The 13,869-nt window shown below is 73.2% G+C and carries 12 protein-coding genes; 6 read left to right on the plus strand and 6 right to left on the minus strand.

Annotation, left to right across the window (positions count from 1 at the left end):
• Nucleotides 1–5 precede the first annotated feature (5 nt).
• The 4 genes from ACIRF9_RS01385 to ACIRF9_RS01400 form a co-directional block, all read right to left on the minus strand.
• Nucleotides 6–611 (minus strand): hypothetical protein, encoded by a 606-nt coding sequence (locus ACIRF9_RS01385; RefSeq protein WP_403814525.1) that lies wholly within the window; start codon nucleotides 609–611, stop codon nucleotides 6–8.
• Nucleotides 612–796: 185 nt separating this feature from the next.
• The gene (locus ACIRF9_RS01390; protein ID WP_403814528.1) at nucleotides 797–2,581 is read right to left on the minus strand and encodes a glycoside hydrolase family 3 protein; all 1,785 of its coding nucleotides are present in this window, start codon (nucleotides 2,579–2,581) and stop codon (nucleotides 797–799) included.
• Between the two features lie 403 nt (nucleotides 2,582–2,984).
• On the minus strand, nucleotides 2,985–3,848 hold the full coding sequence (locus ACIRF9_RS01395) for a haloalkane dehalogenase (RefSeq protein WP_403814531.1): 864 nt from the start codon (nucleotides 3,846–3,848) through the stop codon (nucleotides 2,985–2,987).
• Nucleotides 3,849–3,884: 36 nt separating this feature from the next.
• The gene (locus tag ACIRF9_RS01400) at nucleotides 3,885–4,808 is read right to left on the minus strand and encodes a LysR family transcriptional regulator (protein ID WP_403814534.1); all 924 of its coding nucleotides are present in this window, start codon (nucleotides 4,806–4,808) and stop codon (nucleotides 3,885–3,887) included.
• 87 nt (nucleotides 4,809–4,895) lie between these two features.
• Here ACIRF9_RS01400 and ACIRF9_RS01405 point away from each other — a divergent pair, with 87 nt between their 5' ends.
• The 3 genes from ACIRF9_RS01405 to ACIRF9_RS01415 are packed head-to-tail and all read left to right on the plus strand — an operon-like array spanning nucleotide 4,896 to nucleotide 7,757.
• Nucleotides 4,896–5,828, plus strand: coding sequence for an EamA family transporter (locus ACIRF9_RS01405; protein ID WP_403814537.1), 933 nt, complete (start codon nucleotides 4,896–4,898; stop codon nucleotides 5,826–5,828).
• A 4-nt stretch (nucleotides 5,829–5,832) separates the two neighbouring features.
• On the plus strand, nucleotides 5,833–7,068 hold the full coding sequence (aroA, locus tag ACIRF9_RS01410; RefSeq protein WP_403814540.1) for a 3-phosphoshikimate 1-carboxyvinyltransferase: 1,236 nt from the start codon (nucleotides 5,833–5,835) through the stop codon (nucleotides 7,066–7,068).
• Nucleotides 7,065–7,757 carry a GNAT family N-acetyltransferase gene (locus tag ACIRF9_RS01415; RefSeq protein WP_403814543.1) on the plus strand — a complete coding sequence of 231 codons (693 nt, stop codon included), beginning with the start codon at nucleotides 7,065–7,067 and terminating at the stop codon, nucleotides 7,755–7,757. Before aroA ends, ACIRF9_RS01415 begins: the two co-directional genes overlap by 4 nt.
• Before the next feature lie 13 nt (nucleotides 7,758–7,770).
• On the opposite strand, the gene ACIRF9_RS01420 is transcribed toward ACIRF9_RS01415, so the two are convergent.
• Together ACIRF9_RS01420 and ACIRF9_RS01425 are read right to left on the minus strand one after the other, a co-directional pair.
• Entirely contained in the window at nucleotides 7,771–8,571 is an 801-nt protein-coding gene (locus tag ACIRF9_RS01420; RefSeq protein ID WP_403814546.1) for a sugar phosphate isomerase/epimerase family protein, read from the minus strand.
• Between the two features lie 511 nt (nucleotides 8,572–9,082).
• A complete protein-coding gene (locus ACIRF9_RS01425; RefSeq protein ID WP_403814548.1) occupies nucleotides 9,083–10,129 on the minus strand; it encodes a LacI family DNA-binding transcriptional regulator in 1,047 nt (348 codons plus the stop codon).
• Nucleotides 10,130–10,444: 315 nt separating this feature from the next.
• Between ACIRF9_RS01425 and ACIRF9_RS01430 the strand changes: the two genes are divergently transcribed.
• The 3 genes from ACIRF9_RS01430 to ACIRF9_RS01440 are packed head-to-tail and all read left to right on the plus strand — an operon-like array spanning nucleotide 10,445 to nucleotide 13,577.
• Nucleotides 10,445–11,596 (plus strand): Gfo/Idh/MocA family protein, encoded by a 1,152-nt coding sequence (locus ACIRF9_RS01430; protein ID WP_403814551.1) that lies wholly within the window; start codon nucleotides 10,445–10,447, stop codon nucleotides 11,594–11,596.
• Complete coding sequence (locus ACIRF9_RS01435) at nucleotides 11,593–12,747, plus strand: dihydrodipicolinate synthase family protein (protein ID WP_403814553.1); 1,155 nt, start codon at nucleotides 11,593–11,595, stop codon at nucleotides 12,745–12,747. Before ACIRF9_RS01430 ends, ACIRF9_RS01435 begins: the two co-directional genes overlap by 4 nt.
• 32 nt (nucleotides 12,748–12,779) lie before the next feature.
• A complete protein-coding gene (locus ACIRF9_RS01440) occupies nucleotides 12,780–13,577 on the plus strand; it encodes a sugar phosphate isomerase/epimerase family protein (protein WP_403816069.1) in 798 nt (265 codons plus the stop codon).
• Nucleotides 13,578–13,869: the final 292 nt, after the last annotated feature.

The raw sequence follows: 13,869 nt of genomic DNA on the forward strand, positions 1-13,869 counted from the left end.
GTGATTCAGACCGGCCGCGCGCACCCCACCGCGGGGCTGCCGCCGAGCTGGACGTAGAGGGCCGTGGACGCCGGGCAGTTCGCCCGGGTGTCCACGGCCTTCGCCACTTCGTACTGGGGTGCGTGGGTGCCCGAGCCGTCGCAGGCCGTTTCGCGGACCTGGCCGTTTCCCGTGCCGTGGACGCAGTCGCCGACGATGGTGCGCGGGCCGCCGCCGGCGCCCGGGTCGCCGGGGTGCGGGGGCTGGAGGTTGCGCATACAGGCGTAGCCCTGCGCGATGGCGCCGTGCTCGGCGGGCTGTTCGCCGATGTGGAGGACGAAGTCGGTGGTCGGCGGACAGGGCGGACCCGTCCCGGCCTTGCCGTCGTGCCGGGCGGTGACCCGGGCCGCCGCCCGCTCACCGGCGCACGGCACCTCGGTGAAGCTGGTCGTGCCGAAGGAGCTGCACTCGCCGGCGTCGAGGAAGACCCTGCCGAAGCCGGAGACGACCGTCGGCGCGCGGGGTGTGGGGGTCGCGGTCGGCGGGGGCGACGGGTCGTCGTCCGCGGCCGCCTGGCACCCCGTCAGGAGTGCGGCCAGCACCAGCCACCCCGTCCATGCTCCGTCGCGCATCGCAGTCCCCCACGTGCCCCTTCCCGCCCCCGCCCCCCGACCAGCGTGACCCGCACCGCCGGGCGCACGCCACCGGCGTGGGGTGCTTTGCGCGTGGTGCGGGGGGTGCGTCCGACGGACGGCGTACGCCCGGTACGCCCGGTACGCGCGCTGCCCAAGGCCCGTCGCCTCGGCTCGGTACGGGCTCAGTACGTCAGGCCGTGGCCGAGGGGGTACAGCTCGCGGGCGGGGTCGTCCGCTCGCTGGACCGGTACCGGGAGCCTGCCCCGCGGCCGTACCGTGCCGGCGATCACGCGGGCGGCGGCCCGCAGTTCGGCGTCGGACCAGGAGTAGGTCGCCAGACAGGCCCGTACGGACGGGAGGTGGGCCACGTCGTACGGGTTGCGGACGGCGACCGCCACCACTGGGCGGCCGGTCGCCGTGAGCCGGTCCGCCAGGGTGCGCTGCGGGCTCGCCGCGGTGACGTTGCAGGTCGTCGTCACGACCGCGTCGGCCTCGCCCGCCGCCGTCACCGCCCGCGCGATGGTCTCCGCCGAGGGGTCCGTGCCCGTGGACAGGGCCGTCGCCGTGAAGCCCAGTGCGGTGAGGGCGGCCGCCAGGACGCCGGTGGGCGGGCCCGTGGTGCCGGAGGGGGAGACCGGGTCGGCGCCCACGACGAGGAGCCGGGGGTGCGTGCTTGGCGAGAGGGGCAGCAGCGGCCCCTCGTTGACGAGCAGGGTCGTCGTCCGCTCGGCGATCCGCTCGGCCTCCGCGAGATGCTCGGGCCGGCCGACCACCCGGTCCACGGCGTCGGGATCGGTGTAAGGCTCGGCGAGCAGCCCCAGCCTCTCCTTCAGCCGCAGGATCCGCAGCACCGACACATCGAGCCGCTCCTCGGTGAGTTCCCCGTCCTGTACGGCTCGCAGGACCGCGTTCCAGGCGAGGCCGAGGTCGGGCGGGTCGAGGAGCTGGTCCACGCCGGCCTTGAGGGCGAGCACCGGAACCCGTTCGTCGCCGTACTTGGTGCGGACGCCCGCCATGCCGAGCGCGTCGGTGACCACGACCCCGTCGTAGCCGAGGTGTTCGCGCAGGATGCCGGTGAGGACGGGGTGGGAGAGGGTGGCCGGATCGCCGGAGGGGTCGAGGGACGGGACCAGGAGGTGGCCGGTCATGATCGAGTCGATGCCGGCCGCGATCGCCGCCCGGAAGGGGGCCGCGTCCAGCCGCTCCCAGACCTCGCGGGAGTGGGTGATGACCGGGAAGCCGGTGTGGCTGTCGACCGCGGTGTCGCCGTGCCCGGGGAAGTGCTTGGCGGTGGCGGCGACCCCGGCGGCCCGGTAGCCCCCGGCCTCCTCGGCGACCAGGGCGGCCACCGCCTCCGGGTCGGCGCCGAACGAGCGCACGCCGATCACCGGGTTGGCCGGGTTCACGTTCACGTCGGCCACGGGGGAGTAGTTCTGCCGGACGCCCATCGCGCGCAGTTCGCGGCCCGCGATCCGGCCGAGGGTGTGGGCGTCCCGCAGGGATCCGCCGGCTCCCACGGCCATCGCGCCGGGGAACAGGGTGGCCGGCCGGCCGATGCGGCAGACGATGCCGTGTTCCTGGTCGGTGGAGATCAGCACGGGCAGACCGCGGGGCTGCTGGAGGGAGGCGCGCTGGATGCCGTCGGAGAGGTCCGCGATCTGGCGTGGGTCGCGGGTGTTGTGCGCCCAGGCGAAGTAGATGATCCCGCCCGGACGGTAACGGGCGATCAGCTCGGCTGCCGTGCGGACACCGAGTTCCTTCAGGTTGGCGTCGATGTCGGCCTGGTCGGGCTCGGTCGCCGAGTGGCCGTGGACCCGGGCGACGAACAGCTGGCCGACCTTGTCCTCCAGGGTCATCCGGGCGAGGAGGGCGGCCGGTCGGTGCTCGTCCGCGCGGGCCGCACCGCCGACGGCGAGGGCCGCGGTGACGCCCGCGCCGGCGGCGAGGACGGTACGTCTGGAGGGCATGCGCGCTCCTTCCGGAGGGGGTCCGGTGGCGCACGCTACCTGCGAGGGGGCCGCCATCGGCGCATTGGAGGGGGGCGCGCCGATGGCGGCAATGCCGTCGGCCTCCGTGCGGCGGAGAGGGTGGGTCAGCGATCGCAGCCAGCAGCGAGGGCCGACACCGCACGAGGTGACTCTCCGGCGGCTCGCGGGTTGGACGAGCGCGAAGGGAGGCGGGTTCCCACCGGCGTACGGATTCCCGGAATTCGGTACGGGGGTGGAGGGAAGGGGCTGGTGGGGGATCTGAGGCGCGGTCAGCGCGGAGGGCGCGGTCTGGGTGCGGACCGTGTGGTGCGGACCGTGTGGTGCGGACCGTGCGGTGCGGACCGTGCGGTGCGGACCGTGCGGTGCGGACCGTGCGGTGCGGTCAGCGCAGACCGTGCCGGTCGGCCCACGCGGAGATCGCCGCCGCGATCTCGGCCGGCCGGTCCTCCGTCGCGTGGTGTCCGGCGGGACCGCAGTGCACCGTCTCCAGGGAGGCGACGTGCGTGGCACACCAGTGCGCCGTCTCCGGCCCGATGAGCAGGGTGGGCGAGCCCTCGAAGGTCAGCAGCAGCTTCGGCACGTCCTGGCTCTTCGCGAGCCACGCGTCGTACGCCTCGATACGGGTGACCAGTCCGGCCGGTTCCCCGCCGAGCGGCATCTGCCGGGCCCAGGACAGCAGCGGGCGGCGGCTCTCCCGGGTGGGGTACGGCGCGAGGTAGGCCGCCAGGTCGGCTTCGGAGGCCGGGGTGAGGACACCGCCGGTGTACGCCTGCCGTACGAAGAGGTTCTCGTCGAGCATCGCCTCGCCCGCCTCGGACCGGATCGCCTCGGAGCGTGCCCGGGCCTGGGGCGTCAGCTCCTCCCAGGCCAGCGGCTTGACGATGGTTTCGAAGAACGCGATGCCGCGCACCCGCTCCGGGTGCCGCGCGGCCCAGTCGAAGGCGAGCGCGCCGCCCCAGTCGTGACCGACCAGCACCACCCGGTCCAGGCCGAGCGCGTCGCACCAGGCGTCCAGGTGACGGGCGTGGTCGTCGAAGGTGTAGGCGAGGTCGGGCTTGCCGGAGCGGCCCATGCCGAGCAGGTCGGGGGCGAGGAGGCGGCCCGCGCCGATGCCGGGGAGGACTTGGCGCCAGGTGTGCGAGGAGGAGGGGTTGCCGTGGAGGAACACGAAGGCCGTTTCGTCACCGGCCTTCGCGCCGGCTTCCTCGTGGTGGAGGAACGAGTCGAGCACTGGTGTCGTAGGCATGCTCGTTACGGTACATGGATATTATATCCATGGCTACTATTTAGGGGGTTGCTGGTGGGCCGACACCCTCGGCCACCACTCCCGCAGCACCCGTACCGTCTCCGCGATCGCCGGCCGCCGGGCCGCCCCAGCCCGCCACAGCGCGTACAGGCGGCGTACGGGCATCGGGTCGAGCGGGACCTCCACCACCCCCGCCGGCAGTGGGCCCCGGCCGAGCCGTGGGATGAGGGCGACGCCCAGGCCGGCGGCGACCAGGGCCACGAGGGTGGGATTCTCCTCGGCGGTGTGGACGACGTCCGGCTCGTGGCCGGCCGTTCGCAGGGTGCGCACCAGCCAGTCGTGGCAGACCCGGCCGGGCGGCTGGCAGATCCAGCGCTCGCCGACCAGCTCCTCCCGCCGTACGGCCGTACGCCCCGCGAAAGGGTGGCCCTCGGGGACCAGCAGGTCGCACAGGTCGTCCCCGATCACGGCCTGCTCGACGCCTGCCGGGGCGGGCAGCGGGGCGATGTCCCAGTCGTGCGCCACGGCGAGGTCCACCGCGCCCTTCGCGACCAGGTCCACCGACAGATGCGGGTCGACCTCGCCGAGTCGTGCGTCCAGGGCCGGATGGGCGCGGGCGAGTTCGGCGAGGACGGAGGGCAGCAGGCCGCGCGCCGCCGACGGGAACGCGACGATGTCCAGCCGCCCGGCCGGCACCCCGCGCCGCTCCTCCAGCTCGGTCTCGGCGCGCTCGACGATCGCCAGCAACTCCTTCGCCGTGGCGGCGAGCTGGAGCGCCTCGTCGGTGAGGCGGATGCCCCGGCCCTCGCGCTCCAGGAGCACGGTCCTGGTCTCCCGTTCCAGTTTGGCGATCTGCTGGGAGACGGCGGACGGGGTGTAGCCGAGCGCGGCCGCGGCCGCTCCGACCGTGCCGTGGACGGAGACGGCGTGCAGGGCGCGAAGGCGCTGGAGATCGAGCACCGGCGATCCAATCGGTAGCGTTGCTTCATCCGACGATGCAGTAATCATCGCTGGTGCTTCACGGTCGGGGCGGGTGATCCTCGACGCATGCGACCCGCCCACCTCGCCCTCGCCGTGCTCGTCGCCGCCGTCTGGGGCGTCAACTTCACCGTCATCGAGATCGGCCTCGGCCACTTCCCGCCCCTGCTCTTCTCTGCCCTGCGCTTCCTGGTGGCCGCCCTGCCCGCCGTGTTCCTCGTCGGCCGCCCGAAGGTGGCCTGGAAGTGGATCGTGGCGGTCGGGCTGACGCTGGGCGTGGCGAAGTTCGGGCTGCTGTTCGTGGGCATGGACCAGGGCATGCCGGCGGGTCTGTCCTCGCTGGTCCTGCAGATCCAGTCGGTGTTCACGGCGGCCGTCGCCTTCGCCGTACTCGGTGAACGCCCCACCCGTCTCCGGCTGCTGGGCATGGCCGTGGCCCTCGCCGGGATCGGGGTGGCAGCCGTGGACGAGGGGACCTCCGGTCCGCTCGGCGCCTTCGCGCTGGTCGTCGCGGCGGCGGCCTGCTGGGGCGTCTCCAACGTCCTCACCCGCAGGGCGTCCCCGCCGGACCCGCTGAACTTCATGGTCTGGGTGAGCACGGTCCCGGTCCTGCCGCTGCTGGGCCTGTCCCTCCTGACCGAGGGCCCGTCGCGGGACCTGGCCGCCCTGCGCGCCCTCGACTGGCAGGGCGCCGGCACGGTCGTCTACGTCGCCTGGGTCACCACGGTCTTCGGCTTCGGGGCGTGGGGCTGGCTCCTGCGCCGCCACCCCGCCTCCACCGTGGCCCCCTTCTCCCTCCTGGTCCCGGTCTTCGGCATGTCGTCGGCGGCCCTGTTCCTCGGCGAGCCGGTGAGCGTCCTGCGCTGGTGCGCGGCGGCCCTCCTGGTGGGCGGCGTGGCCCTGACCTCCCTGGCACCGGCCAGGACGGCCCCCGCGCCCACCCCGTCGGTCGTCCATCTCGTGGACTTGCCCACATCCGGGGGTTCCCGCACGGGATCATGACGGCATGGCCCTCGTCGACATCCCCGGTTCCAAGTCCATCACCGCCCGTGCCCTGTTCCTCGCGGCCGCCGCCGACGGTGTCACCACCCTTCAGCGGCCCCTGCGTTCGGACGACACGGAGGGCTTCGCCGAAGGACTGACCCGGCTCGGCTACCGCGTCGGCCGCACCCCGGACAGCTGGCAGGTCGACGGCCGCCCGCAGGGCCCCGCCGTCGCCGAGGCCGACGTCTACTGCCGGGACGGCGCGACGACCGCCCGCTTCCTGCCCACCCTCGCCGCCGCCGGCCACGGCACCTACCGCTTCGACGCCTCCCCCCAGATGCGCCGCCGCCCCCTGCTCCCGCTCACCCGCGCCCTGCGCGACCTCGGTGTGGACCTGCGGCACGAGGAGGCGGAGGGTCACCACCCGCTCACCGTGACCGCGAACGGCGTCGAGGGCGGCGAGGTGGCGCTGGACGCCGGCCAGTCCTCCCAGTACCTGACCGCACTCCTGCTGCTCGGCCCGCTCACCCGCACCGGCCTGCGCATCACCGTCACCGACCTGGTCTCGGTGCCGTACGTGGAGATCACGATCGCGATGATGCGGGCGTTCGGCGTGGAGGTCGGCCGGGAGGGCGGCACGTACGTCGTCCCGCCGGGCGGCTACCGCGCCACCACCTACCCGATCGAACCCGACGCCTCCACCTCCAGCTACTTCTTCGCGGCCGCCGCGCTCACCGGCGGCGAGGTCACCGTGCCGGGCCTCGGCGAGGGCGCGCTCCAGGGCGACCTGGGCTTCGTGGAGGTGCTGCGGCGGATGGGCGCGCTGGTGGAGGTCGGCGTGGACCGTACGACGGTGAAGGGCACAGGCGAACTCCACGGCGTCACCGTCAACATGCGGGACATCTCCGACACCATGCCGACCCTCGCCGCGATCGCCCCCTTCGCCTCGGGACCGGTGCGCATCGAGGACGTCGCGAACACCCGCGTGAAGGAGTGCGACCGGCTCGAGGCCTGCGCGGAGAACCTCCGCCGGCTGGGCGTGGACGTGGCGACGGGTGAGGACTGGATCGAGATCCGCCCCGGCACGCCCAAGGGCGCGGAGATCAAGACGTACGGCGACCACCGCGTCGTCATGTCCTTCGCGGTGACCGGCCTGCGCGTCCCCGGAATCTCGTTCGACGACCCGGGCTGCGTCCGCAAGACTTTCCCCGGTTTCCATGAGGCGTTCGCGCGGCTGCGGAAGGACATCGTCGGGTGAGTTTCACACTGCGGGGGCCGGTTCTGGAGGGCGCGCTGGTACGCCTGGAGCCGCTGGAGCACCGGCACGCGGCCGAGTTGGCGGTGGCGGCGGAGGAGAACCGGGGAACGTACGAGTTCACCTGGGTGCCGAGGGCCCACGAGGTGCCCGCCTACATCGACGCCCAGCTCGCCCGCGCCGCGACGGGCCGTCTCGCGCCCTACGCACAGGTGTCCCTCGCCTCGGGGCGGGCGGTCGGCGCCACCTCGTACTGGGAGCCGCGCTGCTGGCTGTCGGAGGACCGGATGGACGCGGTGGAGGTCGGTTTCACCTGGCTCGCGTCCTCCGCCCAGGGCACCGGGGTGAACGCCGAGGCCAAGCTGCTCCTGTTCCGCCATGCCTTCGAGGAGTGGGGTGTCTCCCGCGTCGACCTCAAGACCGACGCTCGCAACAGCCGCTCCCGCGCGGCCATCGAGAGCGTGGGAGCCCGCTTCGAGGGCGTCCTGCGCAACTGGTCGCGCTCCTGGGCCCCGGGCGAGGACGGCCGCCTGCGCGACTCCGCGGCCTACGGCGACCCGCTGGGCCTCCCCACCGAACTCCTGCCCGGCGCCGCCCACCTCGACCTGGACGCCGGCTACGGCTCCTGGCCCTCCGTACTGGAGTGGTGCCTGAACCCGGACACGAAGTTCGGGGTCCGCCCGGAGAACTGACTCCGGACCCGGCCTAGGCCGAGTCGTTCAGCAGCCGGCCGAGGTGCTCCCGTCCGCGGCCCAGCAGCCCCTCCAGCGGCGCGGCGTCCGCGTACCACCGCTTCTCGTACTCCCAGCACAGCCACCCCTCCCAGCCGTGCCGGGACAGCACCTCCACGCAGTCCGCGAGCGGCAGCACGCCCGCGCCCAGCGGCAGCGGGGTGGTGTCCTCGGCCGAGGCGATGTCCTTGACCTGCACATATCCCAGATACGGCGACAGCGCGGCGTACGTCTCCTGCGGCTGCTCACCGCCCAGCCAGGTGTGCATCACGTCCCACAGGGCGCCCACCTGGCGGTGCCCGACCAGCCCCAGCACCCGGATGGCGTCGGCGCCCCTCCGATGGGAGTCATGGGTCTCCAGCAGGATGCGTACGCCGAGGTCGGCGGCGTACTCGGCAGCGGTGCCGAGCCTGCGCGCGGCGACGGCGTCGGCCTCCGCGGGACTCTGGCCGTCGGCCCCGCCGGGGAAGACCCGCACGAAGGGCGCCCCGAGATCACGGGCGAGACCGACGAGCTCCCGCACCTCCTCGATCACCGGCCCGTCCGCCCCGGGTGCGGCCACCCGCGCGTACCCCGCGACCCCCAGCACCTCCACCCCCGCCGCCTTGAACTCGCCGGCGACCTCGGCCCGTTCGCCCGGCCCCAGCCCCGGATGCACCGGCTCCTCCGGATGAGCACGCAGCTCCACCCCGTGATAACCGTGCACGGACGCGAGCCGCAACACATCGGAGAGCGGCAGCCCGGGGACACCGAGGGTGGAGAAGGCGAGTTTCATGCTCACCACTGTCACTCGGGGCCAGGCGATTGGCTACATCTCGGCGGGGTCCGCCTGCCGACGCGGCCCGACTCATCGAGCGTCTCGGGGGCTGGCCTCTCGGCACCGGCCGGCATCATCCAGCCCGTCCGGCGTTCACGGCCGGATCCTGCTGTCCCGATGCCTCGTCCATGCGGAGGGGGCTGGCCTCTCGGCGCCGGTCGGGCATCAGTGCGCCGGTCCGGCGTGCGCGGCCGGGTCTTGCTGTGCCGATGCCTCGTCCATGCGGAGGGGGCTGGCCTCTCGGCGCCGGTCGGGCATCAGTGCGCCGGTCCGGCGTGCGCGGCCGGGTCCCGCCGTCCCGATCCCCCGCCCACCCGTAGGGGCGGTCGCCTCTCGGCGCAGGTCGGCATTAATCAGCCCGTCCGGCGTTTGAGGACGAGGCCCGTTCAGGGCCGAAGCGGGGGACCGGGGGCGGCAGCCCCCGGGGACGGTCACCCCGCACCGGGCGCGGAACGAGAGAGACCGCGCCCTAACCCCGCGGCACCCCCGACGACCCCCGAACCATCAGCTCCCCCCGAACCGTCGCGATCCCACCCGGCGGCGGCTCCTCGCGCCCCATCGCGATGCGCCCCGCCCGCGCACCCGCCTCCGCCAGCGGCAGCCTCACCGTCGTGAGCGAAGGCACCGCGTCGATGCTGAAGGGCAGGTCGTCGAAGCCCGCGACGGACACGTCCTCCGGGATCCGCAGCCCGGAGTCCCGCAGCGCCGCGCACGCCCCGAGCGCGACGGAGTCGTTCGCGGCGACGACGGCCGTCAGCGTCGGGTCCCTGCGCAACAACTCCAGCGTCGCCTCGTACCCCGCCCGCCGGTCGTAGCGCCCGTGCACGGTCCACCGGGGGTCCTCCTCGATGCCCGCCGCGACCAGCGCCGCCCGGTGCCCCTCCAGCCGGTGCCGGGTCGTCGTCCGCTCCTCCGGCCCCGCGATGTAGCCCAGCCGCCGGTGCCCGAGGCCGATGAGGTGCTCGGTCAGCTCCCGCCCGCCCCCGCGGTTGTCGAAGGTGAGCGCGATCGCCGAGGTGTCCGGCGCCGGCGGCCGCCCGCACAGCACGATCCGCGTCCCCGCCTCGCCCAGCTTGCGCAGCTTCGCCGCCACCGCCGCCGCGTGCGGCTCGTTCTCCATGGCCCCGCCGGTCAGCACCACGGCCGCGGCCCGCTGCCGCTGGAGCAGGGTCAGATACGTCAGCTCGCGCTCCGGCGAGCCCCCGGTGTTGCAGACCACCGCCAGCCGCTCGCCCCCGGCCCGCCCGCCCGGTCCCCCGATCTCCGACTGGATCGCGCTCGCCATGATCCCGAAGAAGGGGTCGGCGATGTCGTTGACCAGGATGCCCACCAGGTCGGAGGTCGCCGCCGCCAGGGCGCTGGCGGGCCCGTTCAGCACATAGTCCAGCTCGTCCACCGCCCGCAGCACCCGCTCGCGGGTGGTAGCGGCGACGGGGTAGTTCCCGTTCAGCACGCGCGACACCGTCGCGGGCGAGACCTGCGCGCGGGCCGCCACGTCCGCCAGGGTCACCGTCATTTCGTCGTCCTCCGGTCGCGCATCTCGTCGTACGTCCTCATACGTCCACGTAACTCATACGTCCACGTAAGACAGGCCGGCCGCGGTCACGGTTCCGGGCACACCGAGCGGACCGTTCCAGCGTGTCGAGCAGACCTTAAGGCCGCAGCCCCCGTTTGTTCGCCCCCTCGAACAACTCGAGATGGACACGGTCTTGTCCGGACCGCTGGTCAGAGGCTAGCTTCTTCTTGGATAGAAAGCGCTTGCTGTAACGCTGATCAGGAAGAGGCGTACGCGGCGCGCACAACCGCGTACAACGCCTACGAAGGGACCGACGTGACACGCAAGACGGTGCGTATCGCCATGAACGGCGTGACCGGGCGCATGGGCTACCGCCAGCACCTCGTCCGCTCCATCCTCGCCATCCGTGAGCAGGGCGGACTCGACCTCGGCGACGGCACCGTGCTGTGGCCTGAACCGATCCTCGTCGGCCGCCGCGAGCACGTGCTCAAGGCGCTGGCCGAGCAGCACGGCCTGGAGCACTGGACCACGGACGTGGACGCGGTCCTCGCCGACCCGACCGTGGACATCTACTTCGACGCCCAGGTGACCTCCGCCCGCGAAGAGGCGATCAAGAAGGCGATCGCGGCGGGCAAGCACATCTACACCGAGAAGCCGACGGCCACCGGCCTGGAAGGCGCCCTGGAGCTGGCGAAGCTCGCCGGCGCGGCCGGCGTCAAGCACGGCGTCGTCCAGGACAAGCTCTTCCTCCCCGGCCTGCTCAAGCTGAAGCGGCTGATCGACGGCGGCTTCTTCGGCCGGATCCTGTCCATCCGCGGCGAGTTCGGCTACTGGGTCTTCGAGGGCGACTGGCAGGCCGCCCAGCGCCCGTCGTGGAACTACCGCGCCGAGGACGGCGGCGGCATCGTCGTCGACATGTTCCCGCACTGGGAGTACGTCCTGCACGAGCTGTTCGGCCGGGTGAAGTCCGTCCAGGCCCTCACCGCCACCCACATCCCGCAGCGCTGGGACGAGAGCGACAAGCCCTACGACGCGACGGCCGACGACGCCGCGTACGGCATCTTCGAGCTCGAAGGCGGCGCGATCGCCCAGATCAACTCCTCCTGGGCGGTCCGCGTCAACCGCGACGAGCTGGTGGAGTTCCAGGTGGACGGCACCGAGGGCTCCGCGGTCGCGGGCCTGCGCAACTGCCGCGTCCAGCACCGCTCGGCCACCCCCAAGCCGGTCTGGAACCCGGACATCCCCGCCACCGAGGTCTTCCGCGACCAGTGGCAGGAGGTCCCGGACAACGGCGAGTTCGACAACGGCTTCAAGGCCCAGTGGGAGCTGTTCCTCAAGCACGTCTACGCCGACGCCCCCTACCACTGGGACCTCCTCGCCGGCGCCCGCGGCGTCCAGCTCGCCGAGCTGGGCCTGAAGTCCTCGGCCGAGGGCCGCCGCCTCGACGTCCCGGAGATCGCGCTGTGACCATCCAGCTCCCCGCCCCCGACGGCACGCTGCGGACCTACGAGCCCCGCACCGAACCCCTCGCCGTCACCCCGGGCACCCCCTTCACCTCCCGTACGGTCTTCTCGGCGGCGCACGTCGTCGCCGACCCCTTCGCGGACGTCTCGCCCGACTCACCGGCCGCCGTCGACTGGGACGCCACGCTCGCCTTCCGCCGCCACCTGTGGTCGCACGGGCTCGGCGTCGCCGAGGCGATGGACACCGCCCAGCGCGGCATGGGCCTGGACTGGGCGGGCGCGGCCGAGCTGATCCGCCGCAGCGCCGCCGAGGCGAAGGCGGTCGGTGGCCGTATCGCCTGCGGCGTCGGCACCGACCAGCTCACCGGCCCGGCGTCCCTCGCCGAGGTCCGGGCGGCCTACGAGGAGCAGCTCGCCCTCGTCGAGGCCTCCGGCTCCCAGGCGATCCTGATGGCCTCCCGCGCCCTGGCGGCGGCCGCCTCCGGCCCCGAGGACTACCTGGAGGTCTACGGCCACCTCCTCCGCCAGGCCACCGACCCGGTGGTCCTGCACTGGCTCGGCCCGATGTTCGACCCGGCGCTGGAGGGCTACTGGGGCTCGTCCGACCTGGACGCGGCGACGGACACCTTCCTCGAGGTCATCGCGGCCCACCCCGACAAGGTCGACGGCATCAAGGTCTCCCTGCTGGACGCCCAGCGCGAGATCGACATCCGCCGCCGCCTCCCGCAGGGCGTCCGCTGCTACACGGGCGACGACTTCAACTACCCCGAGCTGATCGCGGGCGACGAGCAGGGCTTCAGCCACGCCCTGCTCGGTATCTTCGACCCGCTGGGCCCGCTGGCGGCGGAGGCGGTCCGCGTCCTGGACACGGGGAACACGGCCGGCTTCCGCACCCTCCTCGACCCCACGGTCGCTCTCTCCCGCCACCTCTTCCAGACCCCCACCCGCTTCTACAAGACGGGCGTGGTCCTCCTGGCCTGGCTGGCCGGCCACCAGTCGCACTTCACGATGGTCGGCGGCCTGCAGTCGGCCCGTTCCCTCCCGCACTTCACCCGCGCCTACGAACTCGCCGACGGCCTGGGCCTGTTCCCCGACCCGAAGCTGGCCGAGGACCGTATGAAGACCCTCCTCGCCCTGTACGGAGTGACCCAGTGACCGGCTCCCTCTCCCGCTTCTCCATCAACCAGATGACGGTGAAGCAGCTGTCGATGCCCGAACTGGTCGCCGCCTGCGGCGACCTGGGCGTCACCAACGTCGGCCTGTGGCGCGAGCCGGTCCAGTCGTACGGCCTGGAGGCCACGGCGAAACTGGTCCGCGACGCGGGTCTGACGGTCACCACCCTGTGCCGGGGCGGCTTCTTCACGGCGATCGACCCGGACGAACGCGCCAAGGCCCTGGACGACAACCGCCGGGCCGTCGAGGAAGCCGCGACCCTCGGCACCGAGGTCCTGGTCCTGGTCTCCGGCGGCCTCCCGGCGGGCTCCAAGGACCTCCACGGCGCCCGCGAACGCATCGCGGACGCCCTGTCGGTCCTCGGCCCGTACGCCGAACAGCACGGTGTTCGGCTGGCCATCGAACCCCTCCACCCCATGTACGCCTCGGACCGCTGCGTGGTCTCCACCCTCACCCAGGCCCTGGACCTCGCGGAACGCTTCCCGGCCCACCAGGTCGGCGTCACCGTGGACACGTACCACATCTGGTGGGACGACCAGGCTCCCGCCCAGATCGCCCGCGCGGGCGCCTCCGGCCGTATCCACACCTTCCAGTTGGCCGACTGGACCACCCCTCTCCCGGAGGGCGTCCTCAACGGCCGGGGCCAGATCGGCGACGGCGCGATCGACATGCGCGAGTGGAAGGCGTACGTGGAGGCGGCGGGCTACACCGGCCCCATCGAGGTCGAGCTCTTCAACGACGCCCTGTGGGCGCGGGACGGCCGCCAGGTGCTGGCGGAGACGGCGGAGAGGTTCCTCCAGCACGCTCTCTGACCTCGCGTCACAGGAACACGCGGACGGCCGCCGGATGTCTGGAAACGTCCGGCGGCCGTCTGACGTCCCGTCGCTTTTGCAATCGCTCATGCGAGAATATGTTCGACGTACTGTGGTGCGAGAGTCGCGAGCGACGGGGGAGCAGGGGAGCCTGGAGGAGGCGGCCTCGGCGGCGGGGACGATCACCCCAAACCCTGCGGTGAACTGCGGTGTCTCGCCTGCCGGCTCGCCGAGTGACTGCGGGACGTCAGGCGGGTCGCGGAGAGCCGGGGAGCGCGGCTGGAGCAGAGGG

It is taken from the genome of Streptomyces sp. NPDC096132 (genome assembly GCF_044763345.1).
Taxonomy (GTDB): domain Bacteria; phylum Actinomycetota; class Actinomycetes; order Streptomycetales; family Streptomycetaceae; genus Streptomyces.